Annotated in this window: 19 protein-coding genes and 2 pseudogenes; 15 read left to right on the top strand and 6 right to left on the bottom strand. The window is 60.7% G+C overall.

Annotated features, from left to right (window positions below; all coding sequences use genetic code 11):
* Positions 1-124 precede the first annotated feature (124 nt).
* The gene (gene hutC / locus NVV94_RS12855; protein WP_258447490.1) at positions 125-877 is read right to left on the bottom strand and encodes a histidine utilization repressor; all 753 of its coding nucleotides are present in this window, start codon (positions 875-877) and stop codon (positions 125-127) included.
* 263 nt (positions 878-1,140) lie between these two features.
* On the opposite strand from hutC, the gene NVV94_RS12850 reads away from it, so the two are divergent.
* The 10 genes and pseudogenes from NVV94_RS12850 to NVV94_RS12805 all read left to right on the top strand — a co-directional run bounded on the left by NVV94_RS12850 (position 1,141) and on the right by NVV94_RS12805 (position 14,324).
* Positions 1,141-1,314 (top strand): hypothetical protein, encoded by a 174-nt coding sequence (locus NVV94_RS12850; RefSeq protein WP_258447489.1) that lies wholly within the window; start codon positions 1,141-1,143, stop codon positions 1,312-1,314.
* Positions 1,280-1,840 (top strand): EthD domain-containing protein, encoded by a 561-nt coding sequence (locus NVV94_RS12845; protein WP_258447488.1) that lies wholly within the window; start codon positions 1,280-1,282, stop codon positions 1,838-1,840. The genes NVV94_RS12850 and NVV94_RS12845 overlap by 35 nt, the downstream gene beginning before the upstream one ends.
* A gap of 508 nt (positions 1,841-2,348) precedes the next feature.
* The gene (gene mnxG, locus NVV94_RS12840; protein WP_258447487.1) at positions 2,349-8,177 is read left to right on the top strand and encodes a manganese-oxidizing multicopper oxidase MnxG; all 5,829 of its coding nucleotides are present in this window, start codon (positions 2,349-2,351) and stop codon (positions 8,175-8,177) included.
* 29 nt (positions 8,178-8,206) lie between these two features.
* Positions 8,207-8,983 (top strand): YncE family protein, encoded by a 777-nt coding sequence (locus NVV94_RS12835; RefSeq protein ID WP_258447486.1) that lies wholly within the window; start codon positions 8,207-8,209, stop codon positions 8,981-8,983.
* A 269-nt stretch (positions 8,984-9,252) separates the two neighbouring features.
* The gene (locus NVV94_RS12830) at positions 9,253-10,167 is read left to right on the top strand and encodes a YncE family protein (RefSeq protein ID WP_258447485.1); all 915 of its coding nucleotides are present in this window, start codon (positions 9,253-9,255) and stop codon (positions 10,165-10,167) included.
* A 417-nt stretch (positions 10,168-10,584) separates the two neighbouring features.
* Positions 10,585-10,713, top strand: a pseudogene (locus tag NVV94_RS12825) (DUF1302 family protein); the annotation flags it as partial.
* A 68-nt stretch (positions 10,714-10,781) separates the two neighbouring features.
* Complete coding sequence (locus NVV94_RS12820; protein WP_258447484.1) at positions 10,782-12,155, top strand: DUF1329 domain-containing protein; 1,374 nt, start codon at positions 10,782-10,784, stop codon at positions 12,153-12,155.
* Positions 12,156-12,243: 88 nt separating this feature from the next.
* Positions 12,244-13,374 carry a helix-turn-helix transcriptional regulator gene (locus tag NVV94_RS12815; protein WP_258447483.1) on the top strand — a complete coding sequence of 377 codons (1,131 nt, stop codon included), beginning with the start codon at positions 12,244-12,246 and terminating at the stop codon, positions 13,372-13,374.
* A gap of 64 nt (positions 13,375-13,438) precedes the next feature.
* Positions 13,439-13,657 carry a hypothetical protein gene (locus NVV94_RS12810; protein WP_258447482.1) on the top strand — a complete coding sequence of 73 codons (219 nt, stop codon included), beginning with the start codon at positions 13,439-13,441 and terminating at the stop codon, positions 13,655-13,657.
* 139 nt (positions 13,658-13,796) lie between these two features.
* Positions 13,797-14,324: a hypothetical protein gene (locus NVV94_RS12805; RefSeq protein WP_258447481.1), complete on the top strand. Its 528-nt coding sequence runs from the start codon at positions 13,797-13,799 to the stop codon at positions 14,322-14,324.
* Between the two features lie 38 nt (positions 14,325-14,362).
* Here NVV94_RS12805 and NVV94_RS12800 read toward each other — a convergent pair whose 3' ends face one another.
* On the bottom strand, positions 14,363-14,527 hold the full coding sequence (locus NVV94_RS12800; RefSeq protein ID WP_258447480.1) for a hypothetical protein: 165 nt from the start codon (positions 14,525-14,527) through the stop codon (positions 14,363-14,365).
* A gap of 42 nt (positions 14,528-14,569) precedes the next feature.
* Positions 14,570-14,740, bottom strand: a complete 171-nt coding sequence (locus tag NVV94_RS12795; protein ID WP_258447479.1) for a hypothetical protein — start codon at positions 14,738-14,740, stop codon at positions 14,570-14,572.
* A gap of 208 nt (positions 14,741-14,948) precedes the next feature.
* Here NVV94_RS12795 and NVV94_RS12790 point away from each other — a divergent pair, with 208 nt between their 5' ends.
* The 3 genes from NVV94_RS12790 to NVV94_RS12780 all read left to right on the top strand — a co-directional run bounded on the left by NVV94_RS12790 (position 14,949) and on the right by NVV94_RS12780 (position 16,769).
* A complete protein-coding gene (locus NVV94_RS12790; protein WP_258447478.1) occupies positions 14,949-15,353 on the top strand; it encodes an antitoxin Xre-like helix-turn-helix domain-containing protein in 405 nt (134 codons plus the stop codon).
* Entirely contained in the window at positions 15,347-16,039 is a 693-nt protein-coding gene (locus NVV94_RS12785; protein ID WP_258447477.1) for an RES family NAD+ phosphorylase, read from the top strand. Before NVV94_RS12790 ends, NVV94_RS12785 begins: the two co-directional genes overlap by 7 nt.
* A 64-nt stretch (positions 16,040-16,103) precedes the next feature.
* Positions 16,104-16,769: a bifunctional 2-polyprenyl-6-hydroxyphenol methylase/3-demethylubiquinol 3-O-methyltransferase UbiG gene (locus tag NVV94_RS12780; RefSeq protein ID WP_258447476.1), complete on the top strand. Its 666-nt coding sequence runs from the start codon at positions 16,104-16,106 to the stop codon at positions 16,767-16,769.
* Between the two features lie 15 nt (positions 16,770-16,784).
* Here the strand turns inward: NVV94_RS12780 and NVV94_RS12775 are convergent, their stop codons facing one another.
* From NVV94_RS12775 to NVV94_RS12765, 3 genes are all read right to left on the bottom strand, one after another.
* Positions 16,785-17,648 (bottom strand): MBL fold metallo-hydrolase, encoded by an 864-nt coding sequence (locus tag NVV94_RS12775; protein ID WP_258447475.1) that lies wholly within the window; start codon positions 17,646-17,648, stop codon positions 16,785-16,787.
* 175 nt (positions 17,649-17,823) lie between these two features.
* Positions 17,824-19,335 carry a DUF1254 domain-containing protein gene (locus NVV94_RS12770; RefSeq protein WP_258447474.1) on the bottom strand — a complete coding sequence of 504 codons (1,512 nt, stop codon included), beginning with the start codon at positions 19,333-19,335 and terminating at the stop codon, positions 17,824-17,826.
* A 111-nt stretch (positions 19,336-19,446) separates the two neighbouring features.
* A complete protein-coding gene (locus NVV94_RS12765; RefSeq protein ID WP_258447473.1) occupies positions 19,447-19,959 on the bottom strand; it encodes a solute carrier family 23 protein in 513 nt (170 codons plus the stop codon).
* 202 nt (positions 19,960-20,161) lie between these two features.
* Between NVV94_RS12765 and NVV94_RS12760 the strand changes: the two are divergent.
* Positions 20,162-20,332 (top strand): annotated as a pseudogene (locus tag NVV94_RS12760) (isochorismatase); the annotation flags it as partial.
* A 142-nt stretch (positions 20,333-20,474) separates the two neighbouring features.
* Positions 20,475-21,452, top strand: a complete 978-nt coding sequence (locus NVV94_RS12755; protein ID WP_258447472.1) for a ribose-phosphate pyrophosphokinase — start codon at positions 20,475-20,477, stop codon at positions 21,450-21,452.
* Positions 21,453-21,574 lie beyond the last annotated feature (122 nt).

Here is a 21,574-nt window from a genome sequence, read left to right as displayed (position 1 = left end):
ACTGGCACGTATTGGATGCGATGTCACTTTTCTGCCACTTAGTGAAAAGGCAGTGACAGCACAGGGGAAAAGAGAGCGATGGCAGGCTTGGCGAGCGGCAGGCGGGGGCCGCTCAAGCAGTGATTCAGTTGCCGAATTTGCCTTCCAGGCGATAGCGCGAACCCGGGTACACCAAGCGTGCACAACCGACCTGGCCCTTGGCTGCCCAGGTGCGGCGGCGAATCAACAGGCACGGTTCATAGCGTTTTATTTGCAGCAGCTTGCACTCGGCGGCCTTGGCATGAATAGATTCGACCACATGCTCGCCTTCGGTCAGAGGAGCCAACTGAATGAGATAGGCGTAGGGCGTGACCCGGGTAAAATCCTGCTGCAAGTAGGCTGGTGCCACCTCGGCATTCACGAAGCGCTCTTCGATCTGCACCGGCACACCGTTCTCGTGATGCACCACCACTGAGTGGAATACGCGCTTGACCCCTTCCAGTGGGAAGGGCATTGAAGCACGAGCACGTTCGGGCATCTCTTCCAGCACGATGACTTCGCAGCGATGCTCATGACCGCGGGCGGCGATTTCTTCGGCAATGTTGTGGATCTCGAACAATGCGGCATGCCCTTTGGGCTCGGCCACAAAGGTACCCACCCCTTGCATGCGCACCAGCAAACCCTCAATGGTCAGCTCTCGCAATGCCCGATTGATGGTCATGCGGCTAACGCCCAGCAGGGTCAGCAGCTCGCTTTCCGACGGCAGCTTGGAATTGGGCAACCAGGCACCTGAGCGAATCTTCTGCACGATGATTTGCTTGACCCGCGCATACAGCGGTGAGGGACTCTCGAGAGAGAAAGACTCGAGGGAGGCATTATCCTCAACAGATTTAGACACGAAGACTCCTGATTTAAACAAATTGCTCCGACAAGCTGCTGCGCAGTTTACTCCGCTGCAAGGGATACGCCTATGTGTGGGCCCGTTACACTAGTCCAAGGCAACAGCCAAGTAGTCTGTTTGAGGGATTACGCGGTCTTTGCCTTAACCGACCATGGTTTCAAGGCCTCGCCCGGAAGTCGACGCAGGCCCGGGCACCCGGGGTGGGTTATGCCGCGATGCGGCTGATCCAGCCATCAACTTAAACGAGGATCTTGATCGCTATGGAAAAAGTCATCTACCTGCTCTGGCGTGATACACAGACCAGTCGCGAAACCTTCGCCCAACGCCTGCGCACCGAGGTCGCCGGACAACTGCAGGCGTTGGGTGCCCAGGGTCTGCAATTGAACCTGGCCGACGCCGATGTCGAACCTGCAGCCGGCTCGACAGGAGAATAACCGGCCATTGCCCGATGGCAGCCTGTCGATGTGGCTGGACAGCGCCAACGCACCTACTCGCCGCCCTTTTGACAATCTGATCGTTGCGGCGACGGCACGCATGGCCGCCTATCTGGTCTGCGAGTCAGTCGCGATCCGCAATACCCGCTTCCCCGCAACGCCCGGCGAGCGCACCCACGGCTTCAGCCAATTGGCCCTGCTGACGCGCCCTCCCCGTCTGACCCCGGAAGCCTGGCTGGACATCTGGCGCAACCACCACACCCCGGTGGCCATCGACACCCAAGACAACTTCCAATACGTGCAGAATCTGGTGGTACTGGCCTTGACTCACGGCGCACCGCGAATCGACGCCATAGTCGAAGAATGTTTCCCGCCAGCCGCCATGACCGATCCCCAGGCCTTTTTCGATGCGGTTGGAGACGAAGCGAAATTCCAGCGTAACCTGGCAGCGATGATGGACAGCTGTAATCGCTTTATCGATTTCGACAAGATCGACGTCCTGCCCACCAGTCAATACTGCCTGTAGGGGAGCCTACAGAATTCGGAAAAAATCGTACGCTAAGGTTTTCCGAACTGTCATAGGCCTGCCAGGTGGATCTGCACCTGGCGCAGCCCAACCGAGACATGAGCGTCTCAGCACCCTGATTCGGGTTACAGCAGGTTTTTCGGCCTGCACAACAGGCCGGATATAAGACTGCTCCTACCTATGCGCCAGCATGCCTACCTATTGAGCTTCGGGAGGCGTCCATATAAGAGATTCCCTAACGTACGATTTTTTCCGAATTCTGCGGGCTCCCCTTGCTGACCTTGTTCACGGTGTTCCTGGTGCATGGGCTGCTCAACCGTTTCGAGTGCACGCGGCATATGAGTCACTGATTGCAACGAACCCCTGGAAGTGGGGAATCGGGTGGGGAATTTGCCCAGGGGCGAATGAGGGCGAGTCCTAGACGATTGGATCCAAGATAAATTTTTTGTGGCACGGTGATTGCTGATCTCCAGGTCAACCACGGTTCTGCTGACCTAGAGGCCCCAAAATGATCAGCGCGCAGCTGCACTCTCGACTCGACCTCAATGGCATTCGTCGCTGGTTGAGGAGGCCGGCCAGGTTGGCCTTGCTCGCAGGCGTGTGGCTCGCCGGTGGCGAGGTGGCCGAGGCGGCGGTGCAGTGCCAGCGCACCCTGGTGGCCAATGTCGTAGCCATGGACCAGCCGCTGATGTTCAACCGGCTCGGCGCGCACAACCCCAACGGCATGATGTTCGCCCTGCGCGGCGATGTGGTCGATACCAATGGGGTGTTGATCACCCAAGGCGGTAGCGCCACACCCGGGCAGGTCACTTTGCGCCCGGACAAGCGGCCGCGCCCATTGGTGCTGCGGGTCGCTGCCGGGGATTGCCTGACGGTCAACCTGCAGAACCTGCTGGCGTTCCAGGCCAACCCCAATGGCCAGGGCAACGACCACGAGAACGCCGCCAATGGCGAGTTGCACGTCGACGCCCAGGTCGCCGACCGGCATGTGGGTTTCCAGGTCAACGGCTTGCAGGCGTTTGGCTCGATCAACGACATCGCCGCCAACAGCGGGCGCAACGACAATTCCTTGCTGGCGCCCGGACAAAGCCGTACCTACACCCTCTACGCCGAGCGCGAAGGCACTTTCGTGGCCACTAGCTACGGTGCCACCTTCGGCAGCGAGGGCTCGTCCGGCAACGTCGGCAACGGCCTGTTCGCCCAGGTCGTGGTACTGCCCAAAGGTGGGCGGGCCTATCACAACACGGTGACCGAAGAGGACATGCGCCTGGCCACGCGCGGGCGGACACCGGCCGGCCAGCCGATCATCGACTACGAGGCACGCTACCCGGTGCGTGAACCCTGGACCGCGGAAGGCAAGGCAGGCAAACCGATCCTCAGCATGGTCGATGGCAGCGAGATCATTGCCAGCAATGCGGACGCCCTGGTCATGGGGCCCAATGCCGATGGCAGTTTCCCACCGGCAACCTATCCACTGGAGAGCCAGGGCAAGCGTAACCCGACCCTCCCCAATCGGTTGGAGCCGTTCCGCGATTTCGCTGCGGTGTTCCACGACCAGTCCGCTGTCATCCAGGCGTTTCCAGGGTTCTGGGGCGACCCGGTGTTCGGCCAGATGCTCGATCCGACTCGCGATGCCTTCATGGTCAACTACGGTTCCGGTGGCATGGGCGCCGAGGTCATCGCCAACCGCGTGGGTGTCGGCCCCATGCATGATTGCCTGTCCTGCGCCTATGAAGAATTCTTCCTCAGCGCACACACCACCGGCGATATCGCGATGCAGGTGGACGTGCCGGCCAACACCGGCCTGGAGCAGCTCGCGCCCGGCCAGGTGCCGCCCGAAGAGAGCGTCGGTATCAAGGCCAACATGGCGCTGTATCCGGCCGAGCCTTCCAACGTCGCTCACAGCTACCTGGGTGATGCGGTGAAGTTCCGCAATATCAGCGTCGGTTACGAACAGCATGTCTTCCATCTGCACGGTCACCAGTGGTTGTTCAACCCCAATGACGACAACTCCGACTACATGGACGCCCAAGGCGTCGGCCCGGGATCGGGTTACACCTACGAGATCGCCAACGGTGGGTCGGGCAACCGCAATCGGGTGGTCGGCGATGCGATCTATCACTGCCATTTCTACCCGCATTTCGCCCAGGGCATGTGGGCCATGTGGCGCATCCATGACGTGTTCGAGGAGGGCACGCGCCTGGCGGTGACCCAAGAGGGCAGCAACGGTTTCCATGCCGAGCCGTTCGCCTTGCGCAGCGGTCTGCCAGCCCAGGGCGCCCGTGCCTTGCCCGATGGCGAGATCGTCGCTGGCACGCCGATCCCGGCGATCGTGCCCTTGCCGGGCAAGGCCCTGCCGCCGATGCCGGGCAAAGTGGTGGTGGTCCCGAAACTGAGTGGCGAAGCGCTGGCCGCTGACGAAGAGCCGGGCGACGATAGCGAAACGCCGGCTGGGCAGCGGGTCGTCGGCTCCCTGGCCCTGGTCGACCGCAGCGAAGCCAACCGTAACGCCGATGGCAGTCTGAAAAACCCGGGCTATCCATTCTGGATCGGCGGCGTGGAAAGCACCGTCGGTCAACGGCCGCCGACGCCACCTCTGGACATGCTCGATGCGCAAACGGCCACGGCCTTGCGCGACAGCGGCAAGGCATTGTGGGCGGCGCTGGATCCAGCCCAGGCCGGTGGCTTTGACGGCGGCTTGCCACGCCACAGCCTGGATGGCTGGGCAGCTGGCGGCGAGGCGCAGGTAGCCACCAGTGCCTTGGACATGAGCAAGACCCTGGAACGGGCCAAACCTGTGTACTTCCCGGAGGAGGGCACCGAGGTCGAACAGTCGGCCATGGCCTTCCACGCCAAGCCCGCGCATGCCAGCTTTGCCGTGCTGCCCAGTGGCCAACTGCAGCCGCGCAGCTTCCTGACCAACGGGGCGCCGCCGGTGGCGGGTGCGCCCTTTTTCGAGCCGTGCATGGACGACCGGCAAAAACGCCTGACCCGCAGCGCCGGAGCCGGCTACTACAACAGTGGCGAGCGTCTCGACGCGCAGACGTTCAGCGGCGCCTCGCTGTTCAGTGCCGATCACCCGCGCGTCTATAAAGGCGCCAATATCCAGTTCGACGCCGTGTTCAACAAGGTCGGCTATCACTTCCCGCAAACCCGCATCCTTACCCTGTGGGAGGATGCGTGGCCGGTGATCAACAAGCAGCGCCCACCTGAACCGTTGGTGATGCGCATGAACACCTTCGACTGCACCATGTACCAGCACACTAATCTGGTGCCATCGGTCTACGAACTGGACGATTTCCAGGTGCGTACGCCCACCGACGTCATCGGCCAGCACATTCACTTGCCCAAGTGGGACCTGACCGCCGCCGACGGCTCGGCCAATGGCTGGAACTACGAGGATGGCGTGCTCTCGCCGTCCACCGTGGTGGAGCGCATCCACGCCATTCGCCGGTTCAACGATTGTCAGGACGGCGACCCACGCGAAGGCACCGGGGATTGCCCCGTGGCCAGACAACACCCGTACTTCGGGCAGTTCAACCGCGCCGACTGGCTTGGTGCGCGCACCACGCTGCAACGCTGGTTCGCCGACCCTGTGCTGAACGTGCACAATATCGATCGCGGCCTGGGCAATATCTTTACCCATGACCACCTTGGCCCTTCGACCCACCAGCAAGTTGGTCTGTATGCCACCGTGCTTGCCGAACCTGCCGGTTCCAGCTGGTTCCACGCCGAAACCGGCGAGCCCTTGTACAATGGTGGTGGGCGCCAGGACGGCGGCCCGACTTCCTGGCAAGCCGTGATCGCGACCGGTGATCTCGACGGCGACAACAAGAACGACAGTTTCCGCGAGTTCTTCCTCGAGTTCAGCGACTTCCAGCACGCCTATGAGGCCGGCGTCTACGTCGGTGCGGGCCCCGATGGTATTCCCGATGCGGGCGCCTTTGCGGCTACGGCGGACAGCTTCCGCTATGCCATCAACCCGCCTGCGCGCAAGACGGCCGCCAACCTGCTGGAGTCTGTCCTGGAAGTCGCAGGTGGCCAGCTGCTGACCTGCCCGTCGCGGCCGTGCCCGCAAGCGATCTCGGCTTCGGACCCTGGCATCTTCGTCGTCAACTACCGTCATGAGCCCCTGGGCCTGCGCATCTACGACCCGAACAAGGTGGCGCCGGACGGCAAGCCTGGCATGCAGGCCGACGGTTTGGCCGGTGACCTGGCCTATGCCCTGCAAAGCCGCACCGACCGGGCGATCCCTGCGCTCAACCTGGCCCCCAGCGCCATCAGCGCTGCGACCGGCCCCACCGGCGGGGTCACGCTATTGCCTAAACATATCAACCGGGGGGACTTGCCGGGCGATCCGTTCACGCCGACGTTGCGAACCTATACCGGCGACAACGTGCGCCTGCGGGTGAATGCCGGGGGCCACGAAGAGGAACACAACGTGACGCTGCACGGAGTGAAGTGGCTGCATTCGGGCAGCGGCTTCGGCAATAGCTCCAACACCGGCTGGAAGGCATCGCAAATGGTGGCGATTTCCGAGCAACTGGGCTTCATGGCGCCGGTGGCGATGATGTCCAGTGCGGCCAGCGAGACGGGCGATTACCTGTATTCCATGGATGCTTCCCTGGAGGGCTACTGGAGTGGCCTGTGGGGCATCATGCGCAACTATTCGCAGAGTCGCAGCGACCTGTTCCCGCTGCCCAACAACCCGAAGCCTGTGGCCGCACGCAACACGGTGAACTTCAACGGCGTGTGCCCGCGCACCAGCCCCAACCCTAATGGCATCGGCACCCGGACGACGGTGCAGCGTAACTATGAGGTGGTCGCGGCCCTGGCCAACGATATCCTCGCCAACCCGTTGGGCCTGACCATCGGCGACCCGGCAGGTGCCGGCCAGCATATCGGCGGCCCGCTCAACCCACTGGGTGGCACCCTGGTCTACAACCCAAGGCCGGTGACGGTGCCGCTGGTGACGATCTTCGACCCTGAAGACGGCGAGACCTTCACCATCGGCGGGCAGTCCGGTCCGCTGCACGACCCAACCGCCATCCTCTACGTGCGCAAGGCCGACCTGGACCCGGTCAGCGGCAAGCTCAAGGCCGGGGTGCCGGTGGAGCCGCTGGTACTGCGCGCCGCCGCCGGCGACTGCATCAACCTCACCCTGGAGAACCGTCTGCCTTTGATAATGCCGGACCTGCCGAACTTCGCGGTGATGCAAGGCACGGTCAAGCGTGACCGCTCCGGTGCGCAAGGCTCGACCACTTTCAACAACAACCTGATGCGCCCCTCCAGCCACGTGGGCCTGCACGCCCAGTTGCTGACCTACGACGTCAGCAAGTCGGATGGCTTCAACGTCGGCATCAACCCGGTGCAGACCGTGGCGCCACGCCAGGGCAACAGCGGCGCCTGGCCAAGCCGGACCTATCAGTACTACGCCGGGCACCTGGAGCGCGCCGGCCAGCCGACCGCTTCACAATTGGGGCGCAACGTCGACGTGATCGAGGCGACCCCCATCGAGTTCGGTGGCCTGAACCTGATGCCGGCCGATCCGATCAAGCAACCGCAAAAAGGCCTGGTGGCGGCCATGTCGGTGGCGCCGGCGGGCGCCACCTGGCAGGAGGATGCCGCTTCCCGAGCGTCGGCCACGGTGCAGGCGCGCGACGGCACCCGCTATCGCGATTTCACCATGGTCTGGCAGAAGTCCCTGAACATGCGCTGGGCCAACGGCTTGCCGGTGGAGAACATGTCGTCCGAAGGGCCGGGCATACCCAACGACCCTAAAGACAACTCGGACATGGCCATCAACTACAAGAGCGAGCCGCTGTGGTACCGCTTCGCCCGTGCGCCGAACGCGCCATTCGGCCAGGCGGGTGGCAATGGCCTGGGCGCGGTGCCCAACGCCCACATGGCCTACAGCAATGCCCTGGTCGGTGGCGACCCGGTGACGCCGATACTGCGGGTCAAGCCCGGGCAGCCGTTCCGCACCCATGTGCTGATGCCTTCGGGCGGCAGCCGTGGCGCGACCTTCCAGCTCGACGGCCATGTCTGGGCGTTCAACCCGTTCCAGGCCGAGCGGGTGGACCTCTGGGGCTACCCAATGAAAGACGCCGGTATCGGGTCGGTGCGCTTTGGCTACAACCCCATGGCCATGTACATCGGCGCACAGGAAAGCGTGCTGCCGGCAGCGCATTTCAGCTTCATGTTCCCCAGCGCCGGCGGCGCCAACGCGGTACCTGGCGACTACCTGTACCGGGACTATGCGGCCTTTGGCAACCTGGGCGGCATCTGGGGGCTGCTGCGGGTCAGCGATGAGCCTGCACCGACCACCGCGCAATAACGGGGTTACCTCACAAGGAGGGCGACAGGGTGGAACTGAAAACGCGTATGGCGATGACAACCACGGTGCTGGCACTGCTGATCGGTGCCGGCCTGTACCTCGACAGCCGCAGCGTGCAGCAGGGTGCTACGGTGCTCCCGGTTGCCGAAACGGCGGGCTCCAGTGAGCGCCAGCGCGTGGTGCGCGACGGTGTGGCCATCGAGTTCGAGGCCTTGCCGGCAAGTGTCGACGGCCAGTTGATGGAGGGCAACCTGGCCGACGTGCGCTTTCACATCAGCGATGCCGCCAGCGGCCAACCCCTCAGCGGGGTGGCGCCCGGGGCTTGGCTGGACCCGGCGCAGGCCACCGTCAGCCGTGACGGCCGCCAGTTGGGTTGCAAGGCGCGCATCGGTCTATACCTCAAAGGCGTGATGGGTGCGCGCCCGCTGCTGGACCTTAACAGCTATTACCTGTTGCTGCTGAACAAGGACCCGAGCATTTCCGTGATCGACCCTTCGATCTCGGTCGGCGGTATCACCAGTACCCTGAGTCGTATCCCGCTCAAGCGCACGCCCATGGACTGGGTGGCCAGCAGCAAGGACAAGCGCCTGTATGTCTCGATGCCCGATGCCGGGGAAATTGCCGTGATCGATACGGACAGTTTCCAGGTACTTCGCTATGTCATGCAGGATGAATCCAGTCAGGCATATGCCAAACCGACGAAAACATACCTGTGGGTTGGCAACAATGCCGCCGATGGCAGCGGCAGCGGGGTGACCGTCATCGATACGCAAACCCTGGAAAAGGTCTTCAGTTACCTGTTTTAAACAGGTTTCACGAACGCATCTTTCCGGCGATGGACTGCGGTATATGGGCCTTTTTGTCAGCAACCGTGACAGTGGGCAATCTGGCGTGTTCTGACATCAACTTTGCGCTGGCGTTGCGATGTCGTCGTTGCTGGCCTACAGCCGCTGCTGGTAAGTTTATCTGGCACTGGAACAGGCTGCCCGCGTGGCTGGACGGCAGAACCACCACCGGCGTCATCGATGCCCGTGAAAGCCCGCGTCTGGTAATCCAGGTCAACAGGCGCAAACTGATGCGTGCTCACCCAGGACGGCGCCTGGGCTCACCCTGCCCACCGCAGGACCGGCTGCTGGTCATCGATGCGGGCAGCGATCAGCTGGTACATGAACTGGAGGTGACCGCCGAGCCCTATCAACTGACCTTTACCCGGGCCTACGCCTACGTGCGCGGCCTGGCCTCCTCGCGGGTGAGCATGATCAACCTGGCCTCGCTGGGCAAAGGCAAGCAGCCGATCGTCCAGGCCTTCGAGGCGGGCCCGGCGGCACCCAAGCTGGCCGGCAACCTGCCATTGGCAGACAGTTTGACCCCGGCGCGGGACGAGGCGGCGGTGTTCGTGGTCAATCCGGTCGACAACACCGCCTATTACTACATGGAAGGGATGAACGCGCCGATGTCCGGCTACCTGAATCGTGGCCACATCGCCCGCGCCGCCACCGTGGTTGACCGCAGTTTGCGCGAGGTGCAACCGGGCGTTTTCGGGGGGCGGATCAAGCTGCCGGCGGCGGGAAAACTCGACATGGCCTTCATGCTCAACCAGCCGCAAATGACCCATTGTTTTACTGTCGAGGTGCGGGAGAACCCCGCGCTGGTCAAGCTGCGCGCCACCGCGAACGTGCAGTTCATCTTCGAGGAGCCGACCGTACGCGCGGGCAGTGAGCCGGTGATGGTGCGGTTTCGTGTTGTTCAGGGTAGCACCGGAACACCCTGGCAGGGCCTGCAGGACTTGCAGGTCCGTTACTACCTGGCGCCATCTTCGTGGCAGGCCACCGCCGTGGCCCGGGAAGTCGTGGAGGGAATCTATGAAGCGCCGTTGCAGCTCAAGCGTGCAGGGGCTTATTACCTGCAAGTGCAGTCGAGCTCGGCAGGGCTTGGCGGCAATGGGCAGAGCTTTGCCAGCCTGCGTGCCTTGCCGTCGCAACAGCCCTGAATACTCGTTCCCACGCTCCGCGTCAGTAGTGTCCGGTAAATATGTTTCATAGCCGAAGGCTGCCCAAGGCAGCCTTCAGCTTTTCTCGCTCCTGCCTTCGTCGATCCCTGAACGCTTGGGCGGTGGGCCGTTCATGCAGGACATGAGCAATGCGAACCGTCAGCTCGAACAACGAGCCGGGAAACCCTGAGCGACGGTGGAAAAAGTGCAGCAACAAGTAGCTGATCAAGGCGCTGTAGGGGCTATGCCGCGATAAGGCAAAAATTGGGACATTCGCGTCGCAAGCGGTTTGATCTATAAAGGCTTGCGTGCAAACCACCTCAATTCCGCCTAAATGGCTGGCCACCTCGGCCAATCTGCGGACGCCTATTCCGTTGTCTCCGGAATTTTCAATCCCGACAAGTAGTTGCAGACCAAATGAGTGAATTTTCCCCTTATCTCGGCATAGCCCCGTATGGCGCCAGCTTCTCCACTGTACTTGGCCAAACCAACGTCAGTGGCGAAATCAGCTACCGCGACGGCGCACCGGTGATGGTCGATACCGGCCTGGTGCCTCACTCGGTACGGGGCAAGACCCTGCAAAGCCAGGTGTCCGAGTGCGCAGGAGAATCCACATGCTTATTCAGAACAAGACCCTATTGCTCAGCGTGTTGCTTGCCGGCAGTTTCAGCAGCGTCGCACTGGCCAAATCAAGCCCCGAAGACGCCGCCCGCCTGGGCCGCGACCTCACCCCCATGGGTGCAGAAATGGCCGGTAATGCCGATGGCAGTATCCCCGCCTGGAGCGGGCAATGGCGCGGTGCGCCACCCAACCTGAACTACGCAGGCAGCGGCAGCCAGTATCCAGATCCCTACGCCAATGAGCGACCGCTGTTTACCATCACTGCACAGAACATGGCGCAATATGCCGACAAGCTCTCCGACGGTCAGAAGGCCCTGTTCCAGCACTACCCACAGACGTTCAAGATGCCGATCTACCCCAGCCATCGCGATTTCCGCTATTCGCAACGGGTCGAGAGCAACATCGCCAAGAACGCTGTCGATGCCGAACTGATCAGCGATGGCAACGGCGTGACCAATGCCATTGGCGCCTCGCCCTTCCCCATCCCGAAAAATGGCTACGAGCTGATGTGGAACCTCAACCTGCCTGCCCGGGCCTGGAAGGAGGACGCCGTCTACACCATGGCCCTTACCCTGTCCAACGGCGAGCGTTCGCTCGAGTCCATGGACTACAAGATTTACTCGGTCTGGGACGACCCCAAGGAAAACGTCGGCAGTTTCGGCGGGGTACAGGCTTATGCCATGGTGTCCACCCTGGAACCGGTGCGCAAAAAAGGCGAGATCATCCTTGCCCACACGTTCACCGACCCCATTGCCTCGCCATCGCAGGCCTGGCAATACGTCCCGGGAATGCGTCGGGTACGTCGAGCCCCCACCGTGGCATACGACACCCCCTTCGGCGCCGGTGGCTTTCGCGTGATGGATGAGGACCGCCTGTTCAACGGCGCACCTGATCGATACGAGTGGAAGATGCTTGGCAAAAAGGAGATGTATATCCCCTATAACAATAACAAGCTTGATGATCCAGGCCTGAAACTCGACCAGTTGCTGGCCACCAATGGTCATGTCAATCCCGATCACATGCGCTATGAGTTGCACCGCGTCTGGGTACTGGAAGCCACCCTCAAACCCGGCAAGCGCCACATCTATGGCAAGCGCAGGCTGTATATCGACGAAGACTCCTGGATCGGTGTTCTGGCCGACAACTATGACGGCAAAGGCGCACTCTGGCGCAGCAACATGCAAACCACGGTGTACGCCTACGACATGCAAGGCTTCCAGGCCCGCCTTGCGATGTTCCATGACCTTATCGCCGGCTCCTACCTTACCGACCGCCTGCTCAATGGCCAGCCTCCCGCTCGCCTGAACAGCAGCAGTTTCGAAGCTGACTTCTTCACCACTGCGAATCTGCGCAAACTCGGCCGCTGACAAGCAGAGCCACTGCCCGACCGACAAGCGGCCGGGCAGCAGGCTCACGCGGCAAGGCTTTTCTTATAACAATAAAAACGGGGTCTATATGGTACATCCCCTCACCCTTGACGAATTCAGCGGGATGCTCGGCAGCCTCTATCAAGGGCCGCTGGAAAACATTCCCTGGAGCACCTTCCTGGACCGGCTCAAATGCTTGATGAGAGCCAAGTACGCCACCCTCACCCTGCGCCCGCCGAGCCAGCACATGGACGGACTGAGCATCACCACCTCGGGCTCCTCGGCGGCGATGACAGCCTCCTATAACCAGTACTTCTACACCATCGATCCCTTCACCGACCTGCCCAATCGCCAGGTAGTCATCTGCACCGAGTTCGTTTCCGAGCAGGACTGGCTGCAAAGCGAGTTCTACAAGAGTTTCCTCGAACCTGTGGACGTGTTCCATGTCCTCGGGGCCGACATTAATACCAAGCTTGGCTCCAAGTGCCGGATTCGCATCTCCCGCGATCACGCCAGCGGCCCATTCAATCAGCAGGACAAGGATCTTCTTGCCTCGTTCCTACCGCACCTGGAACGTACCGTAACGCTGCACATGTACCTCAACCGCATAGAGAGCGAGCGAAACCTTTACGCTGGCGCCGTCGACAAACTGGCTGTGGGTACCATCCTCCTCGACCAGAATGGCAAGGTCCTGCAGAAAAACCGGCTCGCCCAACGCCTGCTGGAGGAAAGGGACGGCATCGAACTGGTCGACGACGGTCTGCAAGTCGGAACGGTGGGCGACTGCCAGGAATTCCACAAACTGATCGATCAGGCCTTGCTCTCGCAGAAGAGCAAGAGCCCCTCACTGGTAAAGGCCATGCGCGTGCAGCGCCCTTCCGGGCGAGTCGACCTTGGCATCATCGTCCGCTGCGTGCCGCAGAGCGAATGGAGCGAAGGGACACACTGCCCGGCAGTCGTCATTTTCATCAGCGACCCCGAGCAGAAATCCAGCGCGCCTCAGGAGATCATCCGGTCGTTGTTCGACCTGACGCCTGCCGAAACTCATCTGGCCTTTCAGTTGGCCAACGGCCAGACCATCGATGAGGCCTCGGATGAGTTCGGCATCAGTCGCAACACGGCACGCGCGCAACTGCGCTCGATCTTCTCGAAAACCGGGGTCACCAGTCAGACTCTACTGGTGCGGTTGATTCTGCGTAGTGTCGCCACCCTCGGTTGAGCAGCCATTCTGGCCAATGGATCACTGGCCGGTACAGAGATCCATGAGCGCTCCAGGTCATTGATTGGACCCGGACAACCTGCCGCCGCCACCCGAGTGGGGTGGTGGCAGCGGTGGTCACAACGGCTACAAGTTATGGAAGGACATTTGGGCGGCAGGCCAGGGTGTTGGCACCATCGATGACATCCCCACCGTGGCCGAGCTGGTAGCCCGCTTCGAGGACGAGTACCACTCGGTGCAGCTGCCATCGCGGCGCCCTACTACGGCCAATGCTCCTGTTTGACCCCATAGGAACCAGTGCTCGTTTCATCCATTCGAACGATTGTCCTATACGGCTGGCTCGTTAGGCTGGAACGGCACACGCGTGCAGGCTGTGCCTGGGCTCAGGCGCACGTCCAACAATAATAAAAAGAGGCAAGGATATGAGCACAAAGCAAACGAAAGTGAGCGGCAAGGTCTTGTTCGACACCCTTGTGCTGGTTGCCTGGATCGTCGGCGTGGCCATGGCCGGAATGATGCTGGGCTTCAAGGCACTCTGGGCACCCTTCTTCTGCGCCATTCTGTTTACGGTCTACCAGAAGGACGCGAAACAGATTCCCCAGATTATCGCCGGCGGCATGACGGGGGTGTGGCTGGCCTACGCAATCGTCGTTGCGATCGGCGCACTCACCGCATGGGTCGGGCATCTGCCGGCGACGGGCATTGTGCTGTTCTGCGGGGTCTACCTGATCTTTTGCGGAGGTCTGCTGGTGCCGCTGTTCATCAACCTGAGCACTTTTGTGTTTCTGGCCGTGGCGCTGTCGGTCCATGTTAGCGAGCCGCCGATAGAGTCCACCCTGTTGCTGGCGGTCGGTGGCGCGATACTGCTGGGCGGTGAAGTCTTGCTATTGAAGTGGCTGGCCGCCCGGACCGCCAAGGCGCAGGCCGCTGTGGCCGATCCCTCCCTTTAAGGCCCTTATCCTCGACCGCGCCGGCTATTTGAAAATAGTCAGCGCGTGCGCGAGTCTTGCACTGAGGAAGGCGCAGCAAGTGCAATGTCAAGAAAGTTCTGGAGCTGTGCCTGCACCGGCTCCAGATCGATAGCCGAAGGCTTGAGCAGAAACTGCAGCATGACGCCACGCATTGCGCCGAGGATGAAGGTGGCGCTGGCCACAGGCGCGACATCGGGACGGATGTCGCCGCTTTCGATACCGACCTAGATATGCCGGGCCATTTGCTCGATGACCTTGCCATTGTAATCGGACATCAACTCGTTTTCCGACACGCTGGATTTCAAGCAGACCCGCGCAGTGGCCAGCGGCAGCCTGCGACTGACAGACATCGCCGAGCCGGTGTGGATTCTGGGCGCCCTGATCCGCTCTTGCATGCTGGTCGGTGCCCTCGAATCAGCGCTCAACGCAGCCGTGGCCTACGCCAACGAGCGTATGTAGTTCGGCAAGGCCATCGGCAAGTTCCAGGCGCTAGTCGATCCGGACAGGTTCGACCTGCACGACTACGACTGGCCAAGGCAGCCTTGATCTGCAGACTCTATCTGTCTATATTTGTGTCTATAGATAAATAGTGAGGTATGGGACATGACAGTTGCCCTCCAAGCACAGGGGTTTACCAAGGATCAGTGCGTAACTGGTCTGCGAGCAGCTGTAGGCATACTCGAAAAATGGCATGCGTCGAACGATCAGGCCTGCCGTACCCTGCGCATTTCGCGCAGCACGTACACACGTGCCAAGCAGCGCGACCCCGACTGGTCCGTGAGCCTGGATGCAGACCAGATGCAGCGCATCAGCTTTGTGCTCAATATTCACGCCGCTCTGCGCCTGGTCTTTGATAACCCGGAAAACGTCTATGGTTTCCCCGCGATGGCCAACCATAATGAGTTTTTCAACGGGCGCGCCCCGCTCGAAATCATGTCCCAGGGGGATATGATTTCCCTGTACGAGACGTTTCGGCGGATCGATGCGCTACGGGGAGCGCTATGGTGATGCTGAACCAGCTGGCAGCATTGACCGGCGAACAGTTGCAGTCCTACCGGCTGGTAAATTCAAAGTTTCCGCCTATTGCGTTGTTTGATGACGTTGCGGGCGCGGATGAGTTTGAGGTCCTTTATCAGATACAGGCTCTTACTAATCCGCGGCTGCAAAATGAGTTAGGACGCCTTGAGTTGATTCCGCGAGCGGAGATCCCCTTCGGTATTCCTGGCTGCTCTTACGCGACAGCACCTTTTACCCACGTCAACCCAACTGGCTCGCGATTCAGCGATGGTAGCTACGGTATGTTGTACCTGGCCGGCACGATGGATACGGCACTGGCAGAGGTGCGGCATCACCAGAATCTGTACTGGTCGAAAGTCCAGCGTCTGAATTATGAGCGTTTTGTTTTCCGGGGGCTGTCCTGCACATTCGCGGACATGGGGATGAAGGATGCCGCTTCCATCCCGATGGCTGACCCTATCTACGATCCCGACGATTATACCCATGCCCAGCGCCTGGGACGGGCAGTCAAGGAGGCAGGGAACCCCGGTCTGCGTTACAGCTCCGTGCGTAGTCATGGCAATTACTGCTGGGCGCTGATGACTCCGAGACCCGTCTCATCAATTGTTCAAACAGCCCATTACGAGATGATCTGGAACGGTCAGATAACCAGCGTCAGTAAAATCAGCGAAGCCTGACCGCGTTTCTGGGGTGCAGTTGTGCCCTCTGCCGCGAAGACGGGCCTGAACAGGGGTAAGAGTCATGCGCAATGAATCCGAAGCCTTGATTGCAAGTTGGTCCATTAACGCCCAATCCTGGGCTGTAGCTGTGCGCGAGGGGCACATCAGGAGCCGACAAGCAGTCACAAACAGTGCCATTATAAAAGCTGTTACATCACACCAACCCACTCGCTTCCTCGATGTCGGCTGCAGTGAGGGTTGGCTTTGTCGAGCATTAGTTGATACCGGCGCTCATATAACAGGGTTCGACGTATCTCCGGAACTGCTGAATCTCGCTGCCGAGCAGGGCAGTTTCGATTTTCGTTGCGTGGCTTATTCCGACGTAATTGTTTCACCAGAGAGAATAGGCTCGGAGTTCGATGTGATCGCTTGTAACTTCTCTCTATTGGACAATCAGGTGAGTGAGTTATTGGCTGCCCTCGCCCAAGTGGCTGCGCCAAAGGCAGCGCTCATCATCCAAACAATCCACCCTCTATCGGTGGAACCTCCCTACGAAGATGGTTGGAGACTTGAGCATTTCGAAGACCTCAAGCCTGACACCTGGAGCCCCATGCCTTGGTATTTCCGTACTTTGGGGAGTTGGATCAAAGCTTTTTCTCCCTTCTGGATTTTAGAAACTATCGAGGAACCACGCTCCGCAAACGAATATTTCCCGGCGTCGTTAGTGTTTACTGCCCGACTTGCCTAGCCTGACTTCAATGAGTCAGGCATCGAAGCAGCTGAGCGAATCGTAATGATCGAAGGGTACGTAGCGCGACTGCCGGTCACGTAGCACCTTGACCATTGCAACCTCAGGGTCACGGGCAAAGAACACACGCCCTCCGCTGGCCACCAGGTGGTCCAGCAAGCGTTCCTTCTCGCCAACCACACACTCGGGATTGCGGTCATAGGCACTGGTGACCTCCAGGCTCAGCCAATGGGTGCCTGGAATCAGGTCGCCCATGAACACCACGGGACCACCTGGCATTGCGATTTCCGGCAGCAACTGCCCCGGCGCGTAGCCGTCACTGAGATGAAAATGCCAACCATCGCCGAGGTGGTCACAGCGGTTGTCATCGATCAGGACCAGGCGGCCACTACCTTCGAGCCGGTGCATGAGCGGCGAGACAAACAAGGTGCGATCACGTGGGTGAGGATGTCGTGCGCGGAACCAATGGCGTTCGCCGGTAATGTAGTGGGCCTTGGGGAACAACAAACGAGGCATCTCCCCATCGCTGATCAATTGACTCAGTTCGCAGGAAAGATGCGCATGCAGGTGGGTCAGCACCACCGCATGGATATCATCCTCGCCAAGCCCCCGTTGCGCCAGGCTCTCCAGGAGCCCCGCGGTCCTTGGCTGGCAGCGGCAGGTTCGCGCTGGCGGCGCCAGAAGCGCGTCGGCCCCGGCCAGCACCAGGATGTTCCTGCCCTCTTGCTGCACCAGCATTGCGCGGGCGGCGACATCCACCAGGTTGTCGTGATCGGGCTTCATCCATTGCGCCCAATAAAGACGTGGCGTAAGCCCGAACAGTATGCCGCCATCAAGCTTGCGAGCCGTTCCGGCCAGTGTGGAAATGCTACGGTTCACAATGCTTACCTCTTGGGACTTGCGCACCTCACAAAATCTGCGTGGAGTGCCTCATTGGGCAAGCAGGTTAATCCATCGCCACAGCCTCCAGACCCACCCAAGTGGTGTGGGTGTGGGGACATACCGACAAGCGTCAAACCGACACCGGATCGTCGTACCGGAGTAGTCGTATCCTCTATCGCCCCCCAAGCGAGGTCACCGCCGGCGGCGTCCACGAGCCGTCGGTAATGGCTTCCTTGGGCCAGTAAGCGCGGATGTACAGGCTGAAGTCCTTCCCGTCGGGCGTCGGCAACCAATTCGCGCGCTGCACCGGGTCGGTGGGCGCCGTAGCCTGTACATAGACCGTCAACGAGCCGTCGGAATTGGGCATCAATTCCTTGTTCTTGGTGCCAATCGAGAACCGTTTGATCTTGTTCGGCACGAAGAAGTGCTGAGTGTCGTACAACGTCAACGACCAGAAGCCGTTTACGGGTGGCACGCCCTTGCCGAACGTGATCGTGTAGCGCTTGTTTCCGTTGAGGCGTGCGCCAGAAGCATCGAGGTCCTGGTAGAAGTACGTGGCTTCGTTCGGCTTGTTGACGAAAATGTTGGACTTGGCGACAGCTGTGCGGGTGAAGTAATCGGTGCCAAATGCGGCGCCATTCTTCGTGGTCGTCCAATTGTGCGGCAACGGGATGCCGAAGTTACGGAACTGCAGCAACGGGCCGATGAGATCCTTTTCGGCCTTGGTGGCTTCGTCGATGACCGCCGCCTTCAACTTCGCGTCTTTCTGTACGGTGGCGACCAATGCCAACGCCTGGGCATAGCGGGCTTGTTCCCCGGGCAGTGGTGGTGCGTCCTTGAGTACCAATGGCAGTTCGTCCCAGAACTTCGCGGGTACCACTTTTGGTGTTTCTCCGCCGCCTGGCCGGCCGGGAGGCGCCGGGAACGATGGGGTTTTGCTCCAGTCCCGCAGCTTGCCCTTGCCGTCGAACATCGACAGCGGGTACACGTCGATCCTGTTGATCACCGACGCAATGGCCTTGCGATCCTCGGCGGTGTCGTCCATGTAGACGCGCGGCACAATGAAGCCAGTATTGGTCCTGGCCCGAAAAACCTGGGTGATGCCGCTGGGTACTTCACCTTTCCAGTCGGGTCCGACCAGCAGGTAGAAACCTGGCCTGGTCCCGTACATCGAGCCCATGCCGGCAAAGCTATCGGTGCGCAGATCGACGATCTGGTAGACCCAGAAGCGTTTTCCGAAGTCGGGCACCTGGACAACCACCGGCTCGATATCGAGCGCAAGAGGCCCACCGCCGTACACCACGTCCTGGTTGGGGCAAGCCACGTCACGCTGCGTGGGCTCAATGTAGTCGGTCAGCATGCTGATCCGGTTGGGAGGCGCCGCTGGAAGCACGTCTCCCAATCGGCCAGGTTCCTTCAGGCCCGCGAAGGCCAGCCGGCGGTTATAGACGTTGACCATCGGCCATGCCCAAAAATAGATATCGCGCGCGACCATGCGCGCATAGGCCTCAGTGATGCGCGTGCCTTCCACGGGACCGGGCACGGTTTCGGCACTGGGTTGCACCGGTGCACGCTCAGCGGACGCTGCGGTTGGCGGTGTGGTAGCAGCTTCAATCGGGCTTGCCGCCAGGGGCAGTCCGACCGAAATGGCGCCGGCAAGCACGAGTGCTGATACGTTATGCATGGGCATTGTTCCTGAGGTTCGGCACTACCAGCATAGTAAGCGAGCTTCCTGAATGCATCGAACACGAACCACGGCATAGGCGTTTTCATCGCTCGTGCGAGGGTGGCCAAGTCAAGGGCGTGGCCCATTGGGGCTGCTCCTGGCGTACTCACGAAAGCCGTTGACCATCGCCTTTTCGTCGACCGGCTTGCCCACCATCTCGCCAACAGCAACGAACATGCCGGTCGCTTCGATGAAGGTCACCAGCATAACGATGGACATCGCCGCAATCGCCCAGAAGTCGAACTTCGGCATCCCGAAATGAAAGGGCAACACCAGGCCGAACCAGGCGGCGTTGTGGACAGAGGAGAAGTCGACTGCGCCCATGGAGGTCGCCACGGCCATGCCGAACACAATCCCCAACAGCACAGCGATATTGCGCAGATAGCCGCTGAAGTATTTAGTCACGACCAGGATGAAGGCCAGGACCAGGAAAGACATGCCAATCAGCTGCGGACTGCCGAAATCAGGATTGCCGATCCCTCCTGCAGCCCAGTTGGCGCTGACGCCCATCAGACACAGGCCCACCACCAGGATCTCAGTGCCGATCACCACTGGCGCATAGAAGCGCAGCAACCTGGCCATCAACGGCGCCAACAGGTAAGCATTTGATACGGTCGGTCCACCGTCTCAGTGCTGGATAGTCGATGAGTGAGATGCCGCCCTCGTCGGACAGCATCATGTAGGGGAAGCAGGCGATGTCGGCTTGGACGCGGCGATGTCTTCGGCGGTATTCCAGCGCGCGGCGACAATCGTCCGGATCAAGGTCCGGCCGCTTGAGGGGGTTGGTGGTGGTTCCCCTGGCATAATGGCCGATGATATCGCCCTGCGCCGGATGGATAAGGGCGGTGTGACGCTGACGACTACCAATCAGCTGATCGCGGAACTCGCGGGGAGCTGGGCTACGCCACAAGGTGGTCAGTTGGTGCAAGTCCTTATGACGGCGCTTCAAGGCTAAATACCTCTGTGGATGCTTACTGGTGCCGCCCCACACGGCGCCAGTATCTATTGAACTCAATCACAAGCCAGTGCGCCAAAGCCGCGCCATGGCGCACTATCGGGTCTATGATCAGCGTGACAACCTCGCAGGAGCCAAAAGCATGCTCGCCGAACGCCCTCTTCTGTTCGCCTTGCAAGGCACTGAGCACTACGCAACCCACGTAGCGCAACGGCTTGGCTGTCAACTGGCACTCCATGAGGAGTGCGACTACGAGGATGGCGAGCATAAATGCCGACCATTGGACCCGGTCAACGGCCGCGAGGTCGTGGTGTTCCATGCCTTGTATGGGGACGGCCGGCAAAGCGCAAACGATAAGCTGTGTCGTCTGCTGTTTTTTTGCGGAGCGCTCAAGGATGCCGGCGCTCGCCACGTGCAGGTGGTGACCCCCTACCTCTGCTATGGGCGCAAGGACCGTCGCATCCAACCTCAGGACCCAATCATCACGCGATACCTGGCAGCCATGCTGGAAGCCTGCGGTGTGGATCGTCTGGTCTCCTTGGAGGTGCACAATCCGGCGGCGTTCGACAACGCCTTTCGTATTCCGACGTGGAATGTACAATGCGCGCAATTGTTCGCCGAACATTTCGCCGGGCTCGTCGGTGACACCGAGGTGGTTGCCGTTTCCCCGGATACCGGTGGCGCCAAGCGCGCCGAGCAGTTTCGTCAGGCCCTGGAGCGGCGACTGGGCCGTCCGGTGGGCGGTGCACTGATGGAAAAGCACCGTGATCAAGCCACGCTCACCGGCACACTGCTGGTCGGCGAAGTCCAGGGCAAGATAGCCATCGTTGTCGACGACCTGATCAGCACCGGTAATACACTGATACACGCTGGTCGTGCTTGTCAGAAGGCCGGTGCCGTTCGGCTGTTCGCCGCAGCCACCCATGGCCTGTTTACCGGTGGTGGCGACCTGATCGACAACCCGCTTTTTGAGCAGATCGTCATCTGTGACAGTGTGCCTCCGTTTCGCCAGCCACCCGAATGGGTGACGCGCCACTTGCACATCCTCGACAGTAGCGCCTTGATTGCCACGCTATTGGCTGAAAATGGGGCGTTCGGCGTCGCCCGAATCTCAAATTGATGCATCGAAAGTCAATAGACTGACGAGCGCACAGTACAAAGACGAAAACTTGACACTTTCCTATTCGCAGTTTTACTGAGAAGGAGAGGTAATCGTGTTGATCTTATCCCCCGAAGCGCAAT

The sequence above is a fragment of the Pseudomonas sp. LS1212 genome, assembly GCF_024741815.1.
In the GTDB taxonomy this organism is placed as follows: Bacteria; Pseudomonadota; Gammaproteobacteria; order Pseudomonadales; family Pseudomonadaceae; genus Aquipseudomonas.
This window is presented reverse-complemented; position numbering and strand designations above follow the sequence as displayed.

Excerpts from the sequence above, each read along its gene's own strand:
- NVV94_RS12785 (WP_258447477.1), top strand. The coding sequence starts at position 15,347 with ATGGTGATGCTGAACCAGCTGGCAGCATTGACCGGCGAACAGTTGCAG.
- NVV94_RS12850 (WP_258447489.1), top strand. The coding sequence starts at position 1,141 with ATGGAAAAAGTCATCTACCTGCTCTGGCGTGATACACAGACCAGTCGC.
- NVV94_RS12770 (WP_258447474.1), bottom strand. The coding sequence starts at position 19,335 with ATGCATAACGTATCAGCACTCGTGCTTGCCGGCGCCATTTCGGTCGGA.
- NVV94_RS12830 (WP_258447485.1), top strand. The coding sequence starts at position 9,253 with ATGCGTGCTCACCCAGGACGGCGCCTGGGCTCACCCTGCCCACCGCAG.
- NVV94_RS12805 (WP_258447481.1), top strand. The coding sequence starts at position 13,797 with ATGAGCACAAAGCAAACGAAAGTGAGCGGCAAGGTCTTGTTCGACACC.
- NVV94_RS12755 (WP_258447472.1), top strand. The coding sequence starts at position 20,475 with ATGCTCGCCGAACGCCCTCTTCTGTTCGCCTTGCAAGGCACTGAGCAC.
- NVV94_RS12765 (WP_258447473.1), bottom strand. The coding sequence starts at position 19,959 with ATGGCCAGGTTGCTGCGCTTCTATGCGCCAGTGGTGATCGGCACTGAG.
- NVV94_RS12790 (WP_258447478.1), top strand. The coding sequence starts at position 14,949 with ATGACAGTTGCCCTCCAAGCACAGGGGTTTACCAAGGATCAGTGCGTA.
- NVV94_RS12795 (WP_258447479.1), bottom strand. The coding sequence starts at position 14,740 with ATGCAAGAGCGGATCAGGGCGCCCAGAATCCACACCGGCTCGGCGATG.
- NVV94_RS12815 (WP_258447483.1), top strand. The coding sequence starts at position 12,244 with ATGGTACATCCCCTCACCCTTGACGAATTCAGCGGGATGCTCGGCAGC.
- NVV94_RS12780 (WP_258447476.1), top strand. The coding sequence starts at position 16,104 with ATGCGCAATGAATCCGAAGCCTTGATTGCAAGTTGGTCCATTAACGCC.
- NVV94_RS12845 (WP_258447488.1), top strand. The coding sequence starts at position 1,280 with ATGTCGAACCTGCAGCCGGCTCGACAGGAGAATAACCGGCCATTGCCC.
- mnxG (WP_258447487.1), top strand. The coding sequence starts at position 2,349 with ATGATCAGCGCGCAGCTGCACTCTCGACTCGACCTCAATGGCATTCGT.
- NVV94_RS12820 (WP_258447484.1), top strand. The coding sequence starts at position 10,782 with ATGCTTATTCAGAACAAGACCCTATTGCTCAGCGTGTTGCTTGCCGGC.